The organism is Salinispira sp., from assembly GCF_059431795.1.
Genome location: NZ_JBXWXS010000036.1, coordinates 37,235 through 60,316 on the forward strand (window position 1 = coordinate 37,235; position 23,082 = coordinate 60,316).

Consider the following 23,082-nt stretch of genomic DNA (forward strand, 5'->3'; position numbering starts at 1 on the left):
TCCTCCTTCAGGATATAAATGAATCCAGCCAGTTTTGCTTCTTCAAGCCGGCATCCAGCAGGGTTCGGGTAACCTCTTCTTTTGGATGTTTCACAATCTCTTCCACCGGACCGGATTCAAGAATTCTTGAATTATGAATAATTGCCATACGGTCGCTTATATACTCGGCAATGTCAAGATCGTGGGTAATAAATACATAGCTCAACCCGTACTGCCGTCTGAGATCCAGCAGAGTATTCAGTAGCCTGGCCTGAATGGAAACATCCAGACTGGAAACCGGCTCATCAAAAATAATAAGGCGGGGCTCCATGGCCAAAGCCCGGGCAATCAGGACCCTCTGGCGCTGTCCACCGCTCAATTCACCGGGATACCGCTGAAGAAAAGAAGGGCTGAGACCGCAAAGCTCCATTAGATCTTCTTTCGCCCTTCGTATGTCGCTGCCTGCCTGGTAGGTATGCCGAAGCATATGGTTCAGCAATTGATCCACCCGGAGCCAGGGATTCAGGCTGTTTTGGGTGGCCTGGGGAACCAGCTGAATTTTCCTATAAAGCTCCCGGGATCGTAAGGTTCTCACCGGACCCAGAGGGGGTTCAGATTCATGGTCCGGCCGGGAGAATTGATCTTTCCCCGCATGTTGAATGGTTCCCCAGAGGCTTTCTATCCGGCCGGTTTGAATTGCTTCCCGTTGAAGAATACATCGTGCCAACGTGGTTTTCCCCGAGCCCGATTCCCCAATGATGCTCAGTACTTCACCGGGGTACACATCCAGATTAATATCCTTCAGGGCATATAACGACCGGGAGCCGATTCCGCCGTAGCCTCCGCTTCTGTACTGTTTGGAGATCCAGCGGATGCGCAAAAGGGGAAGCACATCCCTCTGTTCTTCCTCTACGCTATTCATGACTCACCTCTTCAGGAGCAGCATCGTCATTTGGCCCCGCCGCAGAACCTTTTCCCCGGCGGTTGCTTTCGGGATAGGGAAAGTGACAGCGCACCGCGCCGCTGGAATCGGGAATCAGCTCCGGGAGGACTTCCCGACAGATTGGCTGTACCCGGGGGCAGCGGGGGTGAAACGGACAGCCTGCAGGCGGATCCGCTGGAGAGGCAGCTTCCCCAGGAATGATTTTCAGAGCTCTTCCCCTGTCCCGAAGCGCAGGATGGCTCTCCATGAGCATTCTGCTATAGGGATGCCTGGGTGTGGAGAAAAATTCTGTACTCTTGCGGTACTCCACGGTATATCCTGCATAGAACACCGCTACGTTCGAGGCTATTCGCTCTACGGTTTTCAGATCGTGGGAAATATATACCACCGCTTTTCCCATATTACCTGCGATATCCCGAAACAGATCCAAAACCTGGGCCGCTGTCCCGCTGTCCAGGGCCGTAATTGCTTCATCGGCTATGAGTACATCATTTTCTCCGGCAACAACACAGGCTATGACCAGCCTTTGCTGCATCCCTCCGGATAATTCATGGGGAAAGGAACGGAAAAATCTCTGACTTGTGGGCAGATCAACCCTCTTCAGGATTTCCCGGGCACGTTGGGTTCTCCGGGAATGGGAGTCCCTGGCGCCAAATCCCTGCGCATAGCGGAGCACCTCTGTCACATGCTGCCCCGCACGAAGACCGGGATTGAGTACACGCTTGGGATCCTGAAAAATCATGGCAAATTTGGGAAGCGATTGGTTTGGGGCAACCCCAGGAACCAACGGACGGCCCCTATACAGAAGATCACCGGATAGGGAAAACTCACTGCCCCCGGGAAGCAGACCGGAAATGCTGCGCATACTCATGGTCTTGCCGGAACCGCTTTCCCCCACTATTGCAGTAACCTCCGCTGATAATATGGGCAGGCTGATATCGTGGAGGACCGGGATCTCCCCGGAAGGGTGTTTTGCGGACAATCCCAGTCCTCGAATTTCAAGATACGGCTCATCGTCCCGGGCTATTTCGCTCATCTGACCTCCCTATCCTGGACTCTCCTGGAGGAATCATACATTATCGGCACGCAGCATCCATATCCCCGGGTCTTTTACTGCCCGTGTATTTTGGAGAAACCATACAATATCGGCACACAGAATCCTTCATCAGCAGCTTAATCCGAATCCACCCCTAAATTCTGCTTCGGGGATCCGCCAAAATTACCAGAAAATCTGCAATGAAGTTCACAACGGTAAAAATGACTGCAAACATAATAACCGTTCCCTGTATGAGGGGAAAATCTCTCATTTGTATGGCCTGGAGGAGCAAGCGTCCTGTTCCCCCCATGCCGAATACCTGTTCTATAATAATTGCCCCCCCTAAAAGGTAGCCGAACTGTATTGCCGCCGGAATTGCAATGGGAATCATGGCGTTGGGCAGAATATGGCGGAACAGTACACGTCCACGGGGCACTTCAAGCTGAGTTAAAAACTGTACATAATCCCGGGAAAACTCGCGCAATACCGATGTTCGGACCAGCCTTGCCAGAAAAGCCGCACGACCGAGACCTAAAGCCAGTGCGGGAAGCATAAAGTGCAGAAAACTGGATGAACCAAAAAGTGGAAACACCGGAATATACACACCGAAAAACAACAGAAGCACAATACCCAGCCAGAATTCGGGAATGGCCAGCAGAATATGGGAACTGCCCATGATCAGGTGATCGGTTGTTTTCCGGCGATTTGATGCACTAATGATTCCCGCAGGTACGGAAATTATCAGAGCGATACCCATCCCCAGAGTGGCAATGCCCAGTGTAACAGGTAAGCGCTCCGCCAACAAATTGAGGACCGGAACATCAGACTGATACGATCTCCCGAAGTCTCCGGAAAAACTTCCTCCAATCCATTGGAGATACTGAAGTATGAGCGGCTGGTCCAGACCGAGACGGGCTCTGATCTGTTCAAGAACCTGGGCATTTTTTGCCCCTTCAACGCCCGCAATTATTCTGGCAGGATCCCCGGGAATCACTCTGAGAAGGAAGAATACTGCCGTGCTTGCAATAAAAATGGTAAGGACAAGTCGGGAAAAGCGTCGAAGTACGACTTTCAGAATATTCACTGCTTTCTGCAGAAATCAGTCCATCAGTATTTAGAGGCTACTGATTAAGACTGTTAACAATGCGTTCCAGTACTTTCGCCCGGTCCAGAGGCTTCACAATATAATTCTTGGCACCCTTCATCAGACTGTTCTTCACGAGGTCGTTTTTACCCAGGGCGGAAATCATTACAACCACCGCCTCCTTATCGAACTCAATAATCTTTTCCAGGGAGGTAACCCCATCCATTTTGGGCATAGTAATATCCATGGTCACCAGATCAATGCCCGGATGCAATTCTTTGTACTTCTCCAGACCCTCTTCCCCATCTCCGGCTGTGGCAACAACATCAAACCCTGCAGATGTGAGAATCTGGTTCAGCTGCTTGGCAATGAACATCGAGTCATCGACGATCAGTACTTTGTAAGGGGTCCCATCGGGCTTCAGTCCTTCGGGGTCTTTTTCATTGATGCTGGGAAAATCACCTTTACTTCTCATTGAAACTCCTCGATCCGTCCTCAATATATTAATGTAACCGATTTCAGCCTTTTTTGCCATACACTTATGGGGCAATTTAAAAAATCATGCCCATTCAGCGGGCTGAATCCCTTTGCTGCGCTGTTCGCGTTAGTCCAGGCTGAATTGCTGCTTCCAACGGCTGAGAGTGGATTGTGAAACATCCAGAAGCTTGGCAGCCCTGCTTTGGTTTCCCAGAGAACGTTCAAGAGCCTTCTCATAGAGAAACTCCTCCGCATCCTTCATCGTCGGCATTTGTGCTTTGGACAGAAGCATTCCGGCAGGACCCCTGTCAAATTTTTCATCGCCTTTAAACTCTGTGGGCTCATCTTCCAAGCTCTCATTAGTACCTCCGGTGTTCATCTGGATATAGTTCCGGATTACGGTAATGTCAAGGGTTCCGGGTGAACTTGCCGTAACGAGATCATACATCAGCCCCTGAAGTTCCCGGATATTTCCCGGAAACGGATATGGTTTCAGCAGAGAGTAGAGTCCCTGAGGAGCCTTCAGTTCTGTACGTCCCATGTTTTCTAGAGCTTCTGCAAGGAACGCATCCAGTAACAATGAAATATCCTCCGGCCTCTCCCGCAGAGGCGGTAATTCAATATGATGGGCAATGAGTCGATAATATAGATCTCTGCGGAACTCGCCTGATTCCAATTTCTTCTTTAGATTCGCATTGGTTGCGGCAACGATTCTTGCATGACAGGGGACCGGTGTATCGGATCCCTGAGGATAGAATTCCCCTTCTTGAAGCATCCGCAAAAGTTTGATCTGGCTGCTCATCCCCAGATCACCGATTTCGTCCAAAAACAGGGTACCCCGGCCCGCCTGCTCAATAAGTCCATAACGATTGGCATCTCCACCGGCTCTCTCCCCCGGGCGATGGCCGAAAAGAGAATCACTGAAGACTGAATCATCCAAACCGGACACATTGACGGCCACAAATTTCCCCCCGGAATTTGCCAGCTCATGGAATGACCGGGCTATGAGCTCCTTACCGGTTCCACTCTCCCCGGTAATGAGCAGCGGTTTGGGGTTTGGAACGATGGCCTCCATGTAGGTGAAAATCTTTTTCATTTTCGGACTTTGGGTGAGAATTGCAGAAAATGCCCCTGGATTGGAGAGTTCACGGTCCGGACGGTCGGTGGAAAGGATATTCACCTCTTCCTTCAGCTCACGAATGGTGAATGCATGCTCCACTGCCGTAAGAAGTCTTTCGGGATCCAAAGGTTTGGTAATAAAGTCGAAGGCCCCGATCTTCATGCATTCAACTGCGGTTTCCACCTTATCCTGGGCGGTGAGGATAATAACGGGAATATCTGGATGCTCTTCGTTAATCTTCAGAAGCAGATCATATCCGTCGATCACGGGCATCATCAGGTCGCTGAGAACCAGCTCGATATTATGACTCCAGATAAGACCGGCTGCTTTTCGGCTGTCTTCACATGTTACCACCTGTGGATATCCGTTCTCCCTGAGAATCATAGAGTATAATTCTGCACTGCTGTGCTCGTCATCCACCACCAGAATGTTCCGGGCCATTACTGTTGCTCCTCTCATCCGTTTCGGGGAATGAAGGTATGGAAGGCCATGCCAAAGCCACCGCATCTCCCCGCCTAATCTTCAGAATATGCAGAGTTCATGATTATTTCAACTTAAACTTGCGTGTTCGAGCATAGCTTATTAGCTTAGAGAGATGAATATACCTCCATTTCAAGCGCGCATCGAGGATTTCCCTTCAGGTAACCGCCGGGATTCCGGCTCCAGCATCGTATACTGGATGCAGTCAGCCCAGCGATTTCGGGATAACATGGCATTGAATTACGCAGCAAAGGAAGCTTCCCGCAGCAAGCTTCCCCTTCACGTAATTTTTTGTCTGGATACATCCTACCCCGAGGCTTCAGCCCGCCATTTCTGGTTTATGATACAGGGACTGCAGGAAATTGCCACAGACTGCCGTGAAGCAGGGGTGAATTTCAGTATTTTGCCCGGCACCCCCGGGGAAGTATTTTCCAGGGAGGATCTTCATCAACACCTGGGCGGAATTCGACTTCTGGTCACCGAACGCTCCTACCTGCGGCATCTAAGACTCTGGAGAAAGAATGTTGCCGCTGAAATCAACTCCCGGGGAGGCGAATTCATTCAGCTGGACTCAGAGGTGCTGGTTCCCCATAATCTGGTCAGCAGCAAAAAGGAATACGCCGCAGCAACCATCAGGAAAAAGATAACGTCTCAGTGGCTTCCATACCTCTACGGAGAAGACCGGGAACGGGAGTTTTATATGGGTCCTGTAGCAGAGTATCTTACCCAGCCCATTCAGGATCGCAATGCCGCGATACACGCTCCTTCGCCGGATATTCCCGACAGTCTGAATTTGGAAGAGCTCCTACAGCTCTCCACATACAATGATTTGGCTGCATACATCCGGAACTCAGGCATGGACGTTCCCGCTGCCGTTCCCGGACCGGTACATGGTTTCACAGGAGGAAGCGCCGCCGCCCATGAACACTTGGAACGCTTTCTCAATGAGGATTTTCCGGAGTACGCAGAAACCCGGAACGATCCGGCAAAACCGGTCCAAAGCAACCTCAGCCCCTACCTTCATTTCGGGATGATTTCCGTTCTAAGGGTTGCCTGGAGCACCGTGGAGGCTGCCGAACAATTACGGCAGTATCCCAAACGGAATCCCGAAGCTGTACCCAAGGAGAGTCTGGAGGCATTTTTAGAAGAATTAGTGGTTCGTCGTGAACTGGCGAAAAACTTCGTACGATTCGAAACCCGGTATGACAGCTATGACGGAATACCCCAGTGGGCGGCCCAAAGCCTGGAAAACCATTCACAGGATCCCCGGGAATATACATACAGCCTGGATGAACTGGAAGAGGGGAGAACATATGATCCCTACTGGAATGCCTGTCAGCTTGAAATGGTTAAAACCGGTAAAATGCATGGATATATGCGGATGTACTGGGGGAAAAAAGTCTTGGAGTGGAGTCCATCCCCCCGGGAGGCGTTTGAGCGCCTGCTGTACCTGAACAACCGCTGGGAGCTGGACGGCCGGGATGAAAACGGCTATGCCGGAGTTTCCTGGTGTTTCGGAACCCATGACCGGGGCTGGAAAGAGCGTCCCATTTTCGGCAAAATCCGCTATATGAACGACAGAGGCCTTGAACGAAAATTCGATATCAAGACCTATGCGCAGAAATGGCTGGACTGAGGTTTACCCCGCCGCTTCCCCGGCGGACTCACACGCCCGTGTACACCGGGCGTGTGAGAAATTCAAACACCGCCGAAAGGCAGAAGAGATTAAATCATTACCCGCTGATGACCGTGCCACATTTCGTCCCGAATAGTCCTCACCCGCTCGTCTTTCAGGTAATCCTCGAAGGGCATCGTACGGTCTATAACCCCTGCAGGGGTGAACTCGATAATTCTGTTTGCAATTGAGGAAATAAACTGATGGTCATGGGAATTAAAGATTAGCACCTCTTCAAACGCCGCAAGGCCGTTATTCAAACTGGTAATCGACTCCAAATCCAGATGGTTGGTAGGCTCATTGAACATCAGAACATTGGCCCCGCTGAGCATCATTTTACTCAGCATACAGCGAACCTTCTCACCCCCGGAGAGTACATTCACCGGTTTCAAGGCATCCTCGCCGGAGAACAGCATCCGACCGAGAAAGCCCCGGACATAGGCCTCGTCCTGATCGGGGCTATATTGCTGTAGCCACTCAAAAATACTCTCGTTACCGGTGAAATAACTGCCGTTGTCCTTGGGAAAATAGCTGCTGGTAATGGTGCTTCCCCACTCCACCGATCCAGCTTCAGGCTCTATAACTCCCGCAAGCAGGTCGAAGAACATGCTCTTATGCGGATTTAAAGGTCCCACCAAGGCGACTTTATCTCCCCGATGAATGGAAATATCGAGATTGTTGATTTCATTGTCACTATCTATCCGTTTGCTCAGGCCTCTGGCATGAACAACTTCTTTTCCGCATTCCCGTTCCGCTTTAAAGGCAACATAGGGGAAACGACGGCTGGTGGCAGGAAGATCCTCTAGGTTGAGTTTCTCCAGCATCTTCTTTCTGCTTGTGGCCTGCTTCGCTTTGCTTGCATTGGAACTGAAGCGCTGGATAAAATCTTTCAACTCTGCTGCCTTGTCTTCTGCCCGCCGTTTCTCATCCTTCTTTTGTTTGGCCACCAATTGACTTGCCTGATACCAAAAATCGTAGTTACCCACATACATCCTGATATGGCTGAAATCGATATCACAAATGTGGGTACATACCTGATTCAGAAAGTGGCGGTCATGGCTGACAACAATTACGGTATTTTCAAATTTGCTGAGAAAATCTTCCAGCCAGTTAATCGATTCCAGGTCAAGATGGTTGGTGGGCTCATCCAGTAAAAGCACATCGGGATTGCCAAAGAGTGCCTGTGCAAGCAGTACCCGAACTTTGCTGGGGCCGTCCAAATCTTTCATATCGCTGAAGTGGAGATTTGTATCGATTCCCAGACCGGAAAGAAGAATTCCTGCTTCAGACTCGGCTTCATATCCGCCCATTTCGCCGAAAACACCTTCAAGCTCGGCAACCCGCATCCCCTCATCCTCTGTCATATCTGCTTTGGAATAGAGATCTTCCCGTTCGATCATTACATCGTACAACGGGCGATTCCCCATAATCACGGTGTTTATGACCGAATAATCGTCATAGGCGAACTGGTCCTGTTTCAACACAGAAATTCGGGCCTTTTTATCGATGCTGAGTTCACCGCTGTAATTTTCAATTTCTCCGCTGAGAATTTTCAGAAATGTGGATTTTCCGGCCCCATTTGCGCCGATCACACCGTAACAGTTACCGGGTGTGAATTTAAGGTTCACCTCTTTAAACAGGGGCTTGGTTCCAAAACTCAATGAAAGATCAGATACTTGTATCAATTGTTTCTCCAGATATCAATTTTTCGCCCTGTTACCCGCTGTTACACCGTGGCTTGAAAGGTCTGCTGGGATTCTTAAGGCGTTTGTATAAGCTATTGTATGAAAAGGGATTGTTTATTGCCCCTCTTTGTAGTGGAACTGGGGAGGAATGTCAATATGAGGTTTATAGAAGGGATTTCAGGAGAATTTTATATATGACAAATTGCCTAATCAATAAAAACACTGTATATTTTGCCCATGATATTCAAGAAAAAAGATTCCAAAAATGAACCGATTATCGAAACTAAACAGGCGCTTCTTGACGTGGATGGTGCAACCTGTACCAGCTGTGTATACACCATCGAACATGTGGGCAGGAAAATGAAGGGCGTAAAAGAATGTTACGTTGACAGAAACACGTCACAAATCCAATTGGAATATGACGGAAACCAGTCCACTCTGGACGATATTATTCAGCTGGTGGACAAGATCGGCTATACTGCAGTGGTCAACCAGGCGGATCTTTCTAAACTCGATTCAGACGCATAAGCATTCAGACACATAAACAACGAAGTTTGTGCATCAATTCATGCAAAAGATGATATGTGCTCCGCAGCAGCTCCCAAAAACAGCGCGGACATAGGGATCAGCTTATCCGCTGATCCCGCTTATATCATCCATTTCTTCTGCAACTTCCACAATTTCTGCTTCCGTCCCGGACTCTCCGGCATCGGATTCAGCCTGATTTGGTTTGGTGGAAGTTTTAATTTTCGCCACATAATCATTCAGACGGTCTAAACGAACCGCCAGCAGCCTGGCGAGGAGAATTCCGTAGTGTGGCTGCGCCTTAATGGAGTTAACAAAACTGTTTTTACTGATCTTGATCAGACGGGCTTCTCCGTGTGCTCGGACAGTGGCCGACCGGGTATCTGAAAGGAGAAACGACATTTCACCAAGGAAAAGATCGTCCTGATTCAGCCGGGATACCAGGGTTTCATCCCGATAGATGTTCAGTTGCCCGGAAACAATATAGTACATGAAATTAGAGGCTTCACCTTCCCGGAATATTTCATCTCCATCCTGAAAAATCAGTTCATCCTGATCCTGAAAAATTGAGGGAATCATGTTTACCGATTTCTTGTTATGTTCAACCTCGAAACTGACCTCATTACCCAAATCATTGTAGCTCAGGTTGTCAGTATAAATACCGGCCATCATAATTCCCCGTCCGTGGAGGGCCATTTCGTCATGCTTTCTGGACATATGGCTGCGCCAGTCAAAGCCCTTACCCTCATCCCGGATGATATATCTGGAATTTTCCGGCGTTATGGTGTAGGAAAAATGCACCCGGCGGTTTTTCACCCGCTCATCCTGGTTTTTATTACGGATCAGCTCGATAATATCACCGTGATCCTCAAGCCATGTAGATTTCTCATTAAAGCTGATGCTGCAGTTCCCATGTTCAACTGCGTTCATGAGCATTTCGAACAGAGCTACATGAAGTTTATCTTTGAGCTCTAAATCTATGTAACCGATGTTGTAGAGGTAATTGGGTATTAGGTTCGCATATGTGCCCACATTGAACGGATCATTATCCATGGTGAGAGACCCGGATATAGATTTCATAAGATACTTCTGGAGATCTCTTTGGAATAGAATCTGGCGATTCTGAACCAGAATTTTCAAAACCCGGAAGAACCCTTTGACAAATTCAGAGCGGGACATTGTTGCGACCACGTTCAAACTGGGGGTGACTTCAGTCATCTGACGCCGCTCCGCCCCCTTATGTACCAGAATAATTCCCCCGTAATGAAGCCAGGGGTCTTTCTTGATGGTCTCAAGTACCTCTCCGTGATCAATATTTTCATCCGAGTAGTTGAGAACATTGATCTCCGGTAATTCATACTTTAAAAATTCTATAGCTTCCTGCATTTCAGAAAAGAAATGGGGTTCAAAATAATTGTTAAACTTGCTGCAAATCTGTGAGATGCGGTCGTTCAGTTCATTGTCGGAACTGAGAACTGCCATTTTTTGCATATCGGCTCCTGCACATTTTCGAGACTTCTATCCTATCATAAGTGTCGGTCAAAATACACCGGAACCTGAAAGGAAAACATTACCGGAATACATATAAAAAAAACCGTCGATGGAATCCATCGACGGTTTCTTGCATGAAGCTTGCGATCGCTGAAAATCTTACTTTGAGTAAAACTCGACGATAAGCTGCTCTTCCGCAATAGTGGGGATCATATCCCTGGTTGGCAGGACGCTTACTGAGCCCTTAAGCTCATCTGCTTCCAGTGAAAGCCAGGGAGGTACGGGACGTCCGCTGTTTTCAGCCAGATTGTTCCGTACCAGCTCCTTGGAACTGTTCCGCTCTTTAATGGTAATAACATCACCGGGGCGAACCTGAGCAGAGGGTACATTCAAGCGACGTCCGTTTACATATACATGGCCGTGACCCACAAGCTGACGGGCCTGTGCCCGGCTTGCAGCCATTGTGAGGCGATATACAACGTTATCAAGACGACGTTCGAGAAGGATGAGCATATTGTGACCGGCTACACCCTTCATCCGCTTCGCTTTTTCAAAAATATTCCGGAACTGACGCTCCGAAAGCGCGTATGCGAACTTTACCTTTTGCTTCTCGGCTAGCTGCCGACCGAATTCAGACTGTCGCGGCCGGCTCTTTTTTGGCTCTCCCGGAGGAGCAGGCTTCTTCTTCAGAAGTCTGTCATATTTAGGATTTCCGTAAATATTAAGCCCGAACCGGCGTACGATTTTACCTCTGGCAGTGCTGTTTCTTGCCATACGTACGTACTCCTTTAGACACTACGAAATTTACTTCCGCAGGCCGGTTTAATGAGCTGCCAATGTAGCAGTCTCGTGTGATTGCGTCAAGATCATCGGCGAGTGAGCAATTATCCTGCCACTACTCTCCACGCCGGATAATTTTCTTTAGGAATCCGCCGATCCCTTTTCCTTTTCCGCTTTTTCCTTCCGGAGGAGCAGATTTTGAACTGCTCTTTTTTGGTCCGGAACCCTGATTTTGTTTGTTACCTGAAGAAGATGTCGGGGATTGGGCGTTTTCCTTGTGATCATTCCTGCTGCGGGACTTCTTCTTTTTCTGGGTTTTCCTGGCGGATTTTTTTCCCTTCATGGCGAAATCTTCGCCGTATTTCTTGGCGTAAAAATCCAGACGTTCCTGTTCGCTCATCTTAGCAGTGGGAGCCGGAGTTTGAACCGGCTTTTTCCCGCTTCGGTTTGAAGCTTTTGGAGGCTTCCGCTTTCCGCCGCTTTTCGCTTGGGAAACCTGCGGTTTGGTATCGGGACGTTTTTTCTGTCCTCCGTCGCTGCTTCCCCCAGGTTGATTGCTATGGGGCTTTGATCCGCCGCCGGAATTGGCGGCCTTGGGTCCGGGACTGTTTCGCCGGGTATCGTTCCGCGATGGGCGTCCGCTTCTGGACGATGTTCTTCCGCCGCTGCGGCTTCCACCACTGCGGCTTCCACCCCGTGTGGGTCCTTTTCCATAATCAGACCGGAATCGGGTACCCCGGCTGCGGTCTTCTGAAATAAGTTCTTCAGTGACATCTTCGGTGGGAATTTTCGTTCCCATGTAATGTTCTATGGAGGAAAGGTTATATACGCTGCGCTCATCGGCCAGACTGATGGCAAGGCCTGAATTTCCGGCCCGCGCGGTACGCCCGATTCTATGCACATAATTCTCTGAATCTTCAGGCAGATCGTAATTAAAGACCATGGCCAGATCATCAATATGAAGTCCCCGGGCTGCCACATCTGTGGCAACAAGGAATCTGATCTCCTTGTGTTTTACCGCATTGATTATTTGGAGCCGTTTTTTCTGGGGTAGGTCGCCCATAATAAACTCGGCGGTGAAATCATTTGCCCGGAGGCGGAACGATAGCTCTTCAGCCATTCGCTTGGTGTTGGTGAAAAAGATTGCACTTTCAGGCTGGTGTTTCCGAATGAGGCCCAGCAGCAATGACATCTTTTCATCCCGGCTCACATGATACAGAGTCTGTTTAACCGCATCCACGGTAATATGTTCAGGCTCAATTTCAATATCCACAGGATCATTCATATGTTCCCAGGCGATATTTAGTACCCGGGTTCCCAGAGTTGCAGAAAACAAGAGTGTGCGCCTATCCTGGGGAGACTTCATTCTTCGCAGTATCTTCTGGATATCTGGATAAAAACCCATATCAAACATCCGGTCCGCTTCATCGATAACCAAATACGCAAAGCGGCGGAAATCGATCTTTTTTTGCTGCATAAAATCGAGAAGACGACCTGGAGTACCCACAATAAAATCGGGATTATCCGCCAGTTCCCGTTCCTGTTGGTTATACCCAACTCCACCGTAAATGGTTGTAAATTTGAATTGAAGATGGGCGCCTAACAGTTGAGCTTCTTCATAAATCTGAACCACAAGTTCCCTGGTGGGTGCCAGGATAAGAACCTGTTCCTGCTCGGGGTCCTGGCCGTTGGCCTGGCTGGCCTGCCTGGATTCCATGAGTGTTTGAAAGATTGAAATTAAAAATGCTGCAGTTTTACCTGTGCCTGTCTGAGATTTAACCGTTACATCTCTTCCGTTGAAGACCGCCGAGAAGGTTTCTTCCTGTACCGGTGTACATTCTTGAAAACCCGCGGAATCAATTCCCTTTTGCAAATCGGGGTGTAAATTATATTCAGTAAATTTCTTCATATTCGATAGGAATATACAACAGAATGCATTATATGTATACAGTGGACTTCTCCCCCACAGGTTTGATGAAACAGTTCCCTGCATGTTGAGAATGAATCTGTTTTTATGAGGTCAGGAAGAAGTAGGTAATTACGTTAAGAAATGATTCCCAGGCTTTCCCTGGAAATGAATTCGGATTCAAAGTAGAGGTGTTTTTCCAGTTTCCGTTGATCCATTAGATCGAAAAGCATTTGGGTGGCAGCCATGCCTATTTGAAAGCCCGGTTGTGCCATGGTTGTAAGTTTTGGGTGAACCATTGACGCTTCGGGTATGTTATCGAATCCGGTTACAGAGATGTCTTTTGGCACGGTTATATTTCTGATTTCCAATTCATTCATCGCTCCTATGGCTGCAATATCGCTCATGAAAGCCATGGCTGTGGGACGGCTGGATAGGTTGGGTAAGGCCTCTAACGCACGCTTCACAGCATCCTGTCCTCCCTGTTCGCTGGATTCGCAATCGTACACGGGAATACTGTCAGGATCTATACCGTGGTCGGACAAAGCCTTTTGAAAACCTTCAAGTCGCCAGTCCCTGGCACCGGTATATACATGATCCTCGCTGGTTTTCGCGTGTTCCAGGGAAAAAATGGCGATCCTCCTGTGCCCCGCCCGGATAATTTCTTCCATCATGCGGTATGCTGCTTCTTGATCATAGGTGTTTACACCGGGAATATCCGCTGCCGGAGTACCGTCGATGGTCACGAAGGGAATATGCCGTTGTTTGATCAGCTGAACGAGCTTCATTTCTGGGTGCAGACCCAATGTTATAAACCCGTCCACGGCAGCTGAACGCACACCATCAAAAATTCGGCCTCTCAACGGGGGTACAACAGTGAGGGAATAATCCTTCTTCTGACACGCCTCACCGATCCCCAACAAAATCTGGTTCATATAGGGATTTAAAAATACCCTGCTGATCGCCTGAGGCACCAGGAATCCAATGGTTCCAATCTTTCGCATGGAAAGATTCCGTGCGACAGGATCGGGTACATAGCCCAGGCTTTCAGCGATATTCAGGATTTTACTTCGGGTTTGCTTACTGATCCTGCTGGGATCATTGAACGCGAAGGAGACAGAGGTCTTGGAAAAACCTGAGGCTTTAGCAATGTCGTTGATGGTAACCCGCATGGACGGACCTCTCTCTGTTTGGAGTCTTTTCGTTACTAAACCGGTTTGTATAGAGAACTAAAATAAGGAGGCTTCGCATCACGAAGCCCCCAAAAGTTTTATGATCCCGGGATCAGCCTTTTACAGACCCTACAGTAAGACCTGAGATCAGCCATCGGCTGGATGTAAGGAAAAGGATCATTACAGGCACAGAAACCATCAGCGCACCGGCGGAGAATTCCCCCCACTGGGTCTGAAACTGCCTCTGCATGCTTTGAAGTCCCAAAGGCCAGGTGTAGAGTTCCGCCTGCTGAAGCATAATCCGGGCGAGAAGGAAGTCATTCCATGCCTGGGTGAAGTTGAACAGAAAGGCAATAGCCAATGCGGGAGTACTCAACGGAAGAATAATTCGAAAGAACGCCTGCATCCGTGTAGCGCCGTCAACCATCGCCGACTGCTCCAATTCAACGGGTATTGAATCGTAATACCCCTTGAGAATCCAGATTGAAAACGGAACAGATGAGACTGAGTACGCCACAACCAGACCCCGCCAGGTGTTAATAAGTCCCAATTGTGCAGAGATGATGTAAATAGGAATCATCAGCATGGCAAAGGGAATCATCTGGGTTGCAAGAAGGAAGATCAATGCTGGCGAACGACCAGGAAAATTCCACCTTGAAAACGCATACGCCGATGTGGAGGCGATCATTACCCCGATACTGCTGGTTGCTGTTGTAATAATAAGGCTATTCCACAACCATTTAACAAAATCCCTGTTGAATAGAACGTTATAATAGTTCTGAAAGGTTGCATCTTGAGGAATGATCGCAAGAGATGTTGAGAGCAGACGGTTACCGGGTCGAAGAGAAACGGTAACAATCCGGAGCACCGGATATACTGCAATAAACACAACTATCAGCAATAAGATATGGATTAACAGTCGTTTAAAAGGCGAATCGCCCCGAGCGCGTTGAAAGAACCATCTACCGAACCCGTATTTCTTCATTAAATCCAGCTCAGTGGGAGCTTTCATAGTAGTAGTTTGATTACTCATATTATTCTCCTACCGCCTTGGCAGCCGCAAGCCGCTTCTTTTCCTGACCAGACTGGAGCTGAAATCCCGTCACCTTCATATAGAAAATGGTAAACAGAATCAGAATTATAAATATCACCAGTGCAAAGGCAGCAGCAAAACCGTACCTGCTGTATTCAAATGCAGCCCTGAACAATGCTGTCACTAGAATATCCGAGGATTCCAGTTCCTGTTGGTTGATAAAATAGGGAATATTGAACTGGTTAAATGTCCAGATTACCCCGAGAATAATGGCCGGCGTCATAACAGGCTGCATCAACGGAAGAGTAATATTCCGTAATTGCTGGAATTTCGTGGCGCCATCCATCTCCGCTGCTTCATAGTAGGACGAATCAATAGATTGCAGTCCACCTAGCAGTATGGCCGACATAAACGGAACCCCCAACCACCAGTTCGTGAGGTTGATTGCGAAAAAGTTCCATGCAGGGTCGGTCATCCAGTTAACAGGATTCAGCCCTATATTCCTTAGAATTATATTGAAGTATCCATATTCAAAGTTGAATTCACCTCTCCATGCCAGAACGGCAATTACCTGGGGTATGGCCCAGGGAAAGAGGATAAATGTCCGATATACGCCCCGCATTTTCATAGGACGGTTAAGAAGGGATGCAAGCATGAACCCTACCGTAACGTGAAACGAAACCTGAATGAATGTCCAGGCGATCGTACGGGCAAAGACAGGCCAGAAGGTCTGCTGCTGTAATATCGGTTTCGCAAAAACTGAAACGAGATTATCAAAAAACGGTTTAAAACCGTAGCTTACAGAACCGGGACGTGTGGGAAATCTCCCGGCAAAGAGGTTCGTATCGCTGAATGCAACAGCAAGATTATAAAAGATCGGATACACAACCAGCAATGCCAGACCAATTGCTGCGGGTGCAACCAGCATGAACGGCAACGCGTATTTGTAGTTTAAAACTTTGTACAAGAGATAATAGAGACTGATTTCCACGAGCACCATTAACGCTGCAATGGCAATAATCGTGGGAATAACGTCCCTAAGACTCATTAATAAGAAGGACCAAGTCATGTGCTAATACCCCCCAAAAAAAGGGCACCGATAGGTTAGCAATATCGGTGCCCGTACCTTTTAGCTTAGGACCAGATAATCCTTTCGGATTACTGCATACCCTCAATTGCATTTTCAGCAGCAGACTGCATGTTTTCAGCAGCCTCTTCAGGGCTTGTGGTTCCAGCAAGAACTGCGTTCATTTCAGGCTTCATTGCATCCCAGTTCGCCCGCATTTCAATTACAGAAGGCATCGGAGTACCGGTTGCCAGCTGTGCAGCAGAACCGCGAAGAATGGGGTCTGCGCTTACAGCGTCACTGTTAAGAGCTGAGAGAGAAGCAGGAAGGCGCTTGAACATGTCCAGGATTTCAAGAAGACTTTCGTCGCTGATCATGTAATCGATGAATCCCTGAATAGCTTCAAGTTTCACACCGTCTACGCCTTCAGCAACCATGAAGTATTTGCCGGAAGTGTAAGGACGGGGGAAATCGCCGCCGGGAAGCTGGGGAATACGAGATGCACCAAGGTCATCGCCGAGGATTGCTTCGTAATCACCGAGACTCCAGTCACCGTTGATGATATACGCGGCATTTCCTTCTTTGAAAAGCGTATCCATGGTTCCATAGTCAGCTTCTGCAGGAGTAATACCGTATTCGAATTCCAGGTCATAGAGGAACTGCAGTGTATCAACCATTTCAGGAGTATCCAGAGTGGGAGTTACACCGTCAGCTGCAAAAACAGTTCCGCCGTATCCGCCGAGGAAGGGTACCAACCAGAAGGGTTCTACTGCATTATATACCAGACCATAGTTTTGACCGTCAGTGTATTCCTGACCGAAATCGATAATTTCCTGGAAAGTTGCAGGAGCTTCTTCACCTACAATGCTCTTGTTGTAAAGAAGCATGAGGTGGTTACCACTTGTAATGGGTACTCCCCAAGTCTGACCGTCAAGGATTACAGATTCAACATATTCGTCTGCATCGTACAGACCGTCAACGGGCTGAATCAGGTTGGCAGCAGTAAACGGACCTGCATGGTCGCCAACAGTCCAGAGCAGCTCAGGAGCTGTACCTGCAAGAGAAGCAGTCTGGAAGTCTTCCCGAAGAGCTTCTGTGTCTTTCTGTACAACTTCAACGGTCACACCTTCAACCATTCCCATGTACTCTTCGGCACGCTCTACGATGTACTGATAAAAACCTTCGGATTCTCCTTCCTGAGTCCAAAGAGTGATGCTAACTTCACCGGCTGCACCAGCTTCTCCCTGACCTTCGGCAAATACCGCACCGAATGCCACGAAGAGTACAAGACCGAGTACTAGAAGTTTTTTCATGGTCTACCCCCTAAGTAGATTGCCCTTCTCCTGTAGAGAAGGAATTGCTTGTAATTTCACCGGTTGCATCCTCGTGTAAAACGATTTAGTAAACCGGTTAAGTTCTTCGATCATGCTAAATGCAGTAGGGGGAGCTGTCAACAAAAATTTTCACAAAAAAAACCGCTTTTTCACAAATACAGAAAAGTTCCGTGAAAAAGGAGGCAGAATCATGATTTCCGGCCTTCCCCGTCTCCTGCATCCGCATCCAACTCAAGACTGAGGGAATTAATACAGTAGCGCAGCCCCGTAGGACCTGGGCCGTCGGGAAAAACATGACCCAAATGGGCGTCGCAGGCTGAACAGCGCAGCTCGATTCTCCGCATACCAAGGCTTGAATCTTCAAGCTCCTTCACCGCATTCGGTGAAATGGGTGAATAAAAACTGGGCCAGCCGCTACCGCTGTGATATTTACTCTCACTGGAAAACAGCGGGGCACTGCAGTTGGAGCAGAGATATGTCCCATCCCGTTCATCGAGATAGTATGTTCCGGTGAACGGCGGTTCCGTCCCCCCTTCCCTGGTCACATGATACACGGCAGGGTCCAGGACTTTCTTCCAATCCCGGTTTACAGCCCCCCGGGAGGCGTCTGATTGATCTTGTTTGTCTTTCATACCCTGTAAAATCGTAATACTTTCCAACACTGTCCATATAAACAGGTTTGAAACTGGTAAACGGACCGGAATTTCAGTACATTTACACAAGAAGCCCTTTGTGAACGGCGTCTGTCAGTTCACCCTAAACATCCGGCAAATTATTCTGATTCAGATGGGAACGTTTTCATATGGGAAGAATAGAGAGGAGTCGCCAAATGGATTACAGCAAGCAGATTCAAACCAATGAACGGGAAATAATAATTAACAAAAGTATTATCGAACAGGAATACTGGCACATCGGTAACACTGCACGGGAAAACCCGCAGCTTCTGGAAACCCTCAATACGGAGCAAAAGAAAGCTTATACCCCCTTGGTTGAGAAAAGCAATGAACTAATCGAACAGAAAGCTGAACACAGCGAATATATAAAAGAGATCGAAGAGCTTCAGACACAAATTTCCGATCGGGAAAACCACATCGCCGGAAAGGAACAGGAAAAACTGGAGCTGGAACAAAATCTTGAGCAACAACGCATTCAGGCAGGCATGGAAGCATTTGAGATATATGCCGCATCACCCGAACTGTACACCCTGTATTCCGGTGCCTTCGGCAATCTGGATAACGTTTTTAAAGATAAGTACAATCTGGAAAATAAGGTTCAGTCTCTTGAGGAGCAAAACAGGACCGACCCGGTATTCAAGAGGCTGGTTAACCAAACCAAGCTTCAATTCCAGAAAAATCAATTGAAGAATCTTGAAAAGAAGGTCACCGGCGGTTTCTCCCAAGCGGGCTCGAAGCTTGCAGAGGAATGGAAAAACAATCCGGGAAGTGACAAACAGCTTGAAAAAATACTCTCCCCCCTGCTTAAACAGCAGCAAAAGATTCAGGAAGTAGAGAAGGCAATTTCCAGACAACGATCTGAAATTGATGAAATCCAGGAAAAACTCCGCCAACGCACCGGAAGTCAAAAACCAGGAGATCGAATTACCGACCTGCAGCTGCGTATATCCGAACTGGATGAGCAGCTGAGAGATAATCTGACCCGCGCCGGGGAGATCATCGCTGAATCCATGAAAGATGCACCTCCGGAACAACTCAAGGAGTTTATCAATAATCTGAGCAAGCTGAGAAAGGAAAACGATCACAAAGGGGAGATTATTCAGCGGCTGACGGCTGCGCAAAAGATTCAATCGCTGGAAGAGGAAAAAGACCGCTTTCAACTGAAAAAGGATAAACTCAGTCGTCAACTTGAAGATACCAGGGAACAGTTGAAAAAAGTGGATACCCAATTAAAGGATCTGGATAGCGAAATTCAAGCCCAGGGGAAAATCCGGGGAGATGAGAAGGATTTAAACAAACAAACCGGCTAATTATCGAACAGTACCCCAAAGAGTGTGGAATTCCGCAGGAGCGATAAAACCTTCAAAATCAGGAAATTTGGTATTTGCTGAATATGCAATTAATTATGCAACTTGATCATTATATCTCATGCAGGAAAAATCAGTGACCAAAAGTTCCCTGCATCAGGTAAAAAAGACATGGGTTCGAAGCCAGCTCAAGAGTCGGACATGGCGCTGAATTCTCCGCTTCAAAGCCCGGTCTGCATCTCCATGAGCTTTATAAAAACGGCTGATCGTATTACGAATCCCCAAAAGACGCATTTTCAACAATGGATCCACCCCCTGTTCCACTCTCAGTCCGATAAAATCGTAAGCTTCAAGCCACAACTCCAAATGGAACATCCATGTTTCGGGAAAATCAAGCTCCTCTTGCTGGGGGGAACGGAGCAGGGAGACTGCCTTTGGAAGGAAGCCTTTCAAAAGTAAAAGTCCCGGATAGGAGGCTGCACTCCCCCCTGAGGGCCCGCCATGCTCCTCCAGTTCTTCCATGAGCCAGATGAATTCATGCAGCTGTATATCGATGGTATCCTGATGCCTTCCGGTTGCAAGGAGTACAGCCTGGGCAATTTCCCGGAAAAATTTCCCCTGGTGTATGAGCCTGCACCCGGCCTTCCGCCTGGATACAAATCCCTGTTCTATTGCGATAACATCCATCAGTCGCAGCCCCTGGTCTAAAAGAAGGCTCCAAGCCAGCACCGGATCCATTTCCCTTTCAGTTCGGTAGCGCCGGTTCAATTTCCCAGCCAGTTCCGGGGGACCGTAGATAACCGAGCAGTTCCTAATAAGCCTGCGCCAATTGAAGCGATTGGGAATACACATGAGCCTCACGGGTGTGATAAGTGGCAGTAAATCGATGGGGACCGAAAAAATCTCTTCGTATTTTTTGAGAATGCCTTGTATGGCATCATAGCGGCCGGAAAATTTCATCCACGATACGATCAGTATGTCGATATCTTCCGCAGGGGCTTCGCCTATGGACCAGACACCGCTGCCGTGGCCTTCCACCACCCTGCGGGTCCCCCCTTCACCCCTTCCGTAATTTCCACCCAGAATTACCGCATGGAGCTTTCCGGAAAGCTCGGTTGCAATCTCTCTGCACAGATCTTGAAGAATTTTATGCATTCGCCGGTTAAATGCCAAGGATGCATGTCGGGAGTACACCGGTTCCCGGGATATTTCAGGCGAGCGCCCCTGCTTTCGTATAAGCATATACATGTCAATGTAAAAGACCCTGGGTGATAATTCCAGTACTATGGAAAAAATATTTTATTTCCCCCGGTTTTGAATTTTTCCGCAAAAACAGGAAAGAAGGGAAAGCATCATCTTCGGAGGCCCTGATTCTCAAAATATGGTGTTTTTCAGCACCAAGAACGGGGAATCGGCGGATTCTTTATCCTGCACGCCCCCGGCATCGCTGAGAACAATCCAGTAGGTTCCCGGGCGCAGATCGTATCTGAGCTCTGGCTGAAGCCGTACCTTATCCAGACTGCTGAGCAATTCACTACCCCGCTCATCCTCTATGGTGATCAGTATCTCACCCCTGCTTTCGCTGCGCAGCAGACCGGACACCGGAAACTCAGGAGTGAACGGAAGTCGCAACGGCAGGCTGTCGTTCCTAATTCGGAGGCTGAACTCAGAACTCAGTCCGGAAAAATCCGGCGAACCCGCATCTCCTTCCCCGGACACATCCACAGGACGGATTGCCAGGTTGTGACTGCTCCAGTCCACGTCCAACCGGGAAAGAGCAGGAACTTCCCCCGCTGTTACCGCAGTGGTTTTCAGAGAGGAATAGGAAGGATCTTCGCCCGAATTAGCTGAACGGTAATAATACCAGCGATTCCTATGATGAAGCATTCCCCCAAGAAATTCACTGAGCTGCGAGTCATGTGCAAGGAGCATATCTCCGGGCAGTGAACAGGCCGACAGTGGCTGTCCGTCTGAAGCATCCACCTCGAAAACACTCTGAGTAGAAGGGTCGGCAATCAGCAGGGTCTCTCGCCTCTCGGATAGTCCAGAGCGTCCGCCGCCCACCACAACGGGCCCAGAAAACCTGCGCACCCAGTGAAGGGTCGCCGTAGCCGGACTGTATCCATACACATATGAGGGTGCTGAATCCCGGGATTCATTTCCAGGAGTAAGATTCCGGGTGGCAAATACGATCGTTTCTCCTGTTGTAATCATGCTGCGGGTTTGGGCTAAAGGCAGATTAATGTCCGATTCAGAAACGATTTCCGGGGCAAACTGCTCTGTTCCCTGCTGAGTGACAGCAAAGGAACGGTAACCGTCGCCGCTTATCAACGCGGCAATTCCCCGGGAGCCGGCCACCCCTTCCAGGGCTTTGCCCCGTCCAAGACTGCGGTGGTATTCAACTCCCGTGTCTCTGTCCACCAGGCTAAACCAGCCCCCTTCGCCGAGGAACAACAGCAGGGTGGAGGTCGAAGGGGTGTTCGCATCGACTTTCTCTTCATCTGCGGAGTTCCGGGTTTCCGTCCCGGTAGTATCTCCGGTATTTTCTTCGGCACTATTTCCAGCACTTTCTCCAGCACTTTCTCCAGCATCATCTGTGCCCACAACACTATCCTCAGAGCCCTGGGAATCTTCGGCTGATGTAAAGGGGTTTGGAACCCGGAGAGCCCCAAGATATTTCACCGCGGCAGGATACTCCTTGCTCCACAAAAGGTCCCCGCGCCTATCCTGTTCTCCCAGAGAGAAAAGGGCCGCATGTCCGTGAACGGTTGAGATTACGGCTCTTTCTTCACCGGGAAGAATTCCCAGTGCATTCACCCCTCCCGCGGGCATGCTCAGAAAGCCTGCATCATCTGATAAAAGATTTACGTAAAAGACCTGTCCCCCTGGGGAAAGGGAAAGAAGATTTCCGGCGACGATTGCCGGGGGATACACGGGAGATTTCAGCGGGTCTTCAGCAGCTTCCTTCAGCCGCTTTGACACCAGATCCTCACTGATTTCCGGTGGCAGGTCCTCCATCTCTGATTCGGGGCTGAGACGCCATGTATATGGATCAAAACTCAACGAAGGGCCGTTGGGTTTCATGCTTTCCTGACGATCAGCGTTCTCCCACGCCTGAATCCAGGAGGGAAAATAATTTACGCTGCGGATATATTCTTCAGGAGCTATCTGTTCACCTTCTGTAGGATCCTGAGGCTCCGGCCCGGATGAAGCATCTGCAGCGGGCTCTTCTCCCGTATTGCCGCAGGCGATGATAAAAAGAATGGAGAGGATCAGAATTGCAGTGGTAAATATGACTCTGGGTTTCATTGTTGC

At 48.8% G+C, this 23,082-nt stretch carries 19 protein-coding genes; 3 read left to right on the top strand and 16 right to left on the bottom strand.

Going from position 1 to position 23,082, the window contains the following annotated elements:
• Positions 1 to 7 precede the first annotated feature (7 nt).
• The 5 genes from AC52PS_RS12610 to AC52PS_RS12630 all read right to left on the bottom strand — a co-directional run bounded on the left by AC52PS_RS12610 (position 8) and on the right by AC52PS_RS12630 (position 5,080).
• Positions 8 to 901: an ABC transporter ATP-binding protein gene (locus AC52PS_RS12610; RefSeq protein ID WP_495563430.1), complete on the bottom strand. Its 894-nt coding sequence runs from the start codon at positions 899 to 901 to the stop codon at positions 8 to 10.
• Positions 894 to 1,958 carry an ABC transporter ATP-binding protein gene (locus tag AC52PS_RS12615; RefSeq protein WP_495563431.1) on the bottom strand — a complete coding sequence of 355 codons (1,065 nt, stop codon included), beginning with the start codon at positions 1,956 to 1,958 and terminating at the stop codon, positions 894 to 896. Before AC52PS_RS12615 ends, AC52PS_RS12610 begins: the two co-directional genes overlap by 8 nt.
• A 154-nt stretch (positions 1,959 to 2,112) precedes the next feature.
• The gene (locus AC52PS_RS12620) at positions 2,113 to 3,042 is read right to left on the bottom strand and encodes an ABC transporter permease (RefSeq protein ID WP_495563432.1); all 930 of its coding nucleotides are present in this window, start codon (positions 3,040 to 3,042) and stop codon (positions 2,113 to 2,115) included.
• Positions 3,043 to 3,079: 37 nt separating this feature from the next.
• A complete protein-coding gene (locus AC52PS_RS12625) occupies positions 3,080 to 3,517 on the bottom strand; it encodes a response regulator (protein WP_495563433.1) in 438 nt (145 codons plus the stop codon).
• A gap of 129 nt (positions 3,518 to 3,646) precedes the next feature.
• Positions 3,647 to 5,080 (bottom strand): sigma-54-dependent transcriptional regulator, encoded by a 1,434-nt coding sequence (locus AC52PS_RS12630; RefSeq protein ID WP_495563434.1) that lies wholly within the window; start codon positions 5,078 to 5,080, stop codon positions 3,647 to 3,649.
• A gap of 154 nt (positions 5,081 to 5,234) precedes the next feature.
• Here AC52PS_RS12630 and AC52PS_RS12635 point away from each other — a divergent pair, with 154 nt between their 5' ends.
• Positions 5,235 to 6,755: a deoxyribodipyrimidine photo-lyase gene (locus tag AC52PS_RS12635; protein WP_495563435.1), complete on the top strand. Its 1,521-nt coding sequence runs from the start codon at positions 5,235 to 5,237 to the stop codon at positions 6,753 to 6,755.
• Positions 6,756 to 6,844: 89 nt separating this feature from the next.
• Here AC52PS_RS12635 and AC52PS_RS12640 read toward each other — a convergent pair whose 3' ends face one another.
• Positions 6,845 to 8,479 carry an ABC-F family ATP-binding cassette domain-containing protein gene (locus tag AC52PS_RS12640; RefSeq protein ID WP_495563436.1) on the bottom strand — a complete coding sequence of 545 codons (1,635 nt, stop codon included), beginning with the start codon at positions 8,477 to 8,479 and terminating at the stop codon, positions 6,845 to 6,847.
• Positions 8,480 to 8,716: 237 nt separating this feature from the next.
• On the opposite strand from AC52PS_RS12640, the gene AC52PS_RS12645 reads away from it, so the two are divergent.
• Positions 8,717 to 9,007 carry a cation transporter gene (locus AC52PS_RS12645; protein ID WP_495563437.1) on the top strand — a complete coding sequence of 97 codons (291 nt, stop codon included), beginning with the start codon at positions 8,717 to 8,719 and terminating at the stop codon, positions 9,005 to 9,007.
• A 102-nt stretch (positions 9,008 to 9,109) separates the two neighbouring features.
• Here the strand turns inward: AC52PS_RS12645 and AC52PS_RS12650 are convergent, their stop codons facing one another.
• The 8 genes from AC52PS_RS12650 to msrB all read right to left on the bottom strand — a co-directional run bounded on the left by AC52PS_RS12650 (position 9,110) and on the right by msrB (position 18,418).
• Positions 9,110 to 10,495 carry a cyclic nucleotide-binding domain-containing protein gene (locus tag AC52PS_RS12650; RefSeq protein WP_495563438.1) on the bottom strand — a complete coding sequence of 462 codons (1,386 nt, stop codon included), beginning with the start codon at positions 10,493 to 10,495 and terminating at the stop codon, positions 9,110 to 9,112.
• Between the two features lie 159 nt (positions 10,496 to 10,654).
• Positions 10,655 to 11,269, bottom strand: a complete 615-nt coding sequence (gene rpsD, locus AC52PS_RS12655) for a 30S ribosomal protein S4 (RefSeq protein WP_024268742.1) — start codon at positions 11,267 to 11,269, stop codon at positions 10,655 to 10,657.
• Between the two features lie 121 nt (positions 11,270 to 11,390).
• Complete coding sequence (locus tag AC52PS_RS12660) at positions 11,391 to 13,184, bottom strand: DEAD/DEAH box helicase (RefSeq protein WP_495563439.1); 1,794 nt, start codon at positions 13,182 to 13,184, stop codon at positions 11,391 to 11,393.
• A gap of 134 nt (positions 13,185 to 13,318) precedes the next feature.
• Complete coding sequence (locus tag AC52PS_RS12665) at positions 13,319 to 14,353, bottom strand: LacI family DNA-binding transcriptional regulator (protein ID WP_495563440.1); 1,035 nt, start codon at positions 14,351 to 14,353, stop codon at positions 13,319 to 13,321.
• Between the two features lie 112 nt (positions 14,354 to 14,465).
• On the bottom strand, positions 14,466 to 15,386 hold the full coding sequence (locus AC52PS_RS12670; RefSeq protein ID WP_495563441.1) for a sugar ABC transporter permease: 921 nt from the start codon (positions 15,384 to 15,386) through the stop codon (positions 14,466 to 14,468).
• A 1-nt stretch (position 15,387) separates the two neighbouring features.
• Positions 15,388 to 16,455, bottom strand: a complete 1,068-nt coding sequence (locus tag AC52PS_RS12675) for a carbohydrate ABC transporter permease (protein WP_495563442.1) — start codon at positions 16,453 to 16,455, stop codon at positions 15,388 to 15,390.
• Between the two features lie 89 nt (positions 16,456 to 16,544).
• Entirely contained in the window at positions 16,545 to 17,765 is a 1,221-nt protein-coding gene (locus AC52PS_RS12680) for an extracellular solute-binding protein (protein WP_495563443.1), read from the bottom strand.
• Positions 17,766 to 17,974: 209 nt separating this feature from the next.
• Complete coding sequence (gene msrB, locus AC52PS_RS12685; protein ID WP_495563444.1) at positions 17,975 to 18,418, bottom strand: peptide-methionine (R)-S-oxide reductase MsrB; 444 nt, start codon at positions 18,416 to 18,418, stop codon at positions 17,975 to 17,977.
• A 197-nt stretch (positions 18,419 to 18,615) separates the two neighbouring features.
• Here msrB and AC52PS_RS12690 point away from each other — a divergent pair, with 197 nt between their 5' ends.
• Entirely contained in the window at positions 18,616 to 19,770 is a 1,155-nt protein-coding gene (locus AC52PS_RS12690) for a hypothetical protein (RefSeq protein WP_495563445.1), read from the top strand.
• A gap of 153 nt (positions 19,771 to 19,923) precedes the next feature.
• On the opposite strand, the gene AC52PS_RS12695 is transcribed toward AC52PS_RS12690, so the two are convergent.
• Both AC52PS_RS12695 and AC52PS_RS12700 read right to left on the bottom strand, forming a co-directional pair.
• Positions 19,924 to 21,009, bottom strand: coding sequence for a hypothetical protein (locus tag AC52PS_RS12695; RefSeq protein ID WP_495563446.1), 1,086 nt, complete (start codon positions 21,007 to 21,009; stop codon positions 19,924 to 19,926).
• A 132-nt stretch (positions 21,010 to 21,141) separates the two neighbouring features.
• On the bottom strand, positions 21,142 to 23,076 hold the full coding sequence (locus AC52PS_RS12700; RefSeq protein ID WP_495563447.1) for a hypothetical protein: 1,935 nt from the start codon (positions 23,074 to 23,076) through the stop codon (positions 21,142 to 21,144).
• Positions 23,077 to 23,082 lie beyond the last annotated feature (6 nt).

Bases quoted from the DNA above. Each gene is read 5' to 3' on its own strand.
- AC52PS_RS12680 (WP_495563443.1), bottom strand. From the start codon at position 17,765: ATGAAAAAACTTCTAGTACTCGGTCTTGTACTCTTCGTGGCATTCGGT.
- AC52PS_RS12645 (WP_495563437.1), top strand. From the start codon at position 8,717: ATGATATTCAAGAAAAAAGATTCCAAAAATGAACCGATTATCGAAACT.
- msrB (WP_495563444.1), bottom strand. From the start codon at position 18,418: ATGAAAGACAAACAAGATCAATCAGACGCCTCCCGGGGGGCTGTAAAC.
- AC52PS_RS12665 (WP_495563440.1), bottom strand. From the start codon at position 14,353: ATGCGGGTTACCATCAACGACATTGCTAAAGCCTCAGGTTTTTCCAAG.
- AC52PS_RS12660 (WP_495563439.1), bottom strand. From the start codon at position 13,184: ATGAAGAAATTTACTGAATATAATTTACACCCCGATTTGCAAAAGGGA.
- AC52PS_RS12630 (WP_495563434.1), bottom strand. From the start codon at position 5,080: ATGGCCCGGAACATTCTGGTGGTGGATGACGAGCACAGCAGTGCAGAA.
- AC52PS_RS12695 (WP_495563446.1), bottom strand. From the start codon at position 21,009: ATGCTTATACGAAAGCAGGGGCGCTCGCCTGAAATATCCCGGGAACCG.
- rpsD (WP_024268742.1), bottom strand. From the start codon at position 11,269: ATGGCAAGAAACAGCACTGCCAGAGGTAAAATCGTACGCCGGTTCGGG.
- AC52PS_RS12625 (WP_495563433.1), bottom strand. From the start codon at position 3,517: ATGAGAAGTAAAGGTGATTTTCCCAGCATCAATGAAAAAGACCCCGAA.
- AC52PS_RS12670 (WP_495563441.1), bottom strand. From the start codon at position 15,386: ATGAGTAATCAAACTACTACTATGAAAGCTCCCACTGAGCTGGATTTA.
- AC52PS_RS12615 (WP_495563431.1), bottom strand. From the start codon at position 1,958: ATGAGCGAAATAGCCCGGGACGATGAGCCGTATCTTGAAATTCGAGGA.
- AC52PS_RS12610 (WP_495563430.1), bottom strand. From the start codon at position 901: ATGAATAGCGTAGAGGAAGAACAGAGGGATGTGCTTCCCCTTTTGCGC.
- AC52PS_RS12700 (WP_495563447.1), bottom strand. From the start codon at position 23,076: ATGAAACCCAGAGTCATATTTACCACTGCAATTCTGATCCTCTCCATT.
- AC52PS_RS12675 (WP_495563442.1), bottom strand. From the start codon at position 16,455: ATGACTTGGTCCTTCTTATTAATGAGTCTTAGGGACGTTATTCCCACG.
- AC52PS_RS12635 (WP_495563435.1), top strand. From the start codon at position 5,235: ATGAATATACCTCCATTTCAAGCGCGCATCGAGGATTTCCCTTCAGGT.
- AC52PS_RS12650 (WP_495563438.1), bottom strand. From the start codon at position 10,495: ATGCAAAAAATGGCAGTTCTCAGTTCCGACAATGAACTGAACGACCGC.
- AC52PS_RS12690 (WP_495563445.1), top strand. From the start codon at position 18,616: ATGGATTACAGCAAGCAGATTCAAACCAATGAACGGGAAATAATAATT.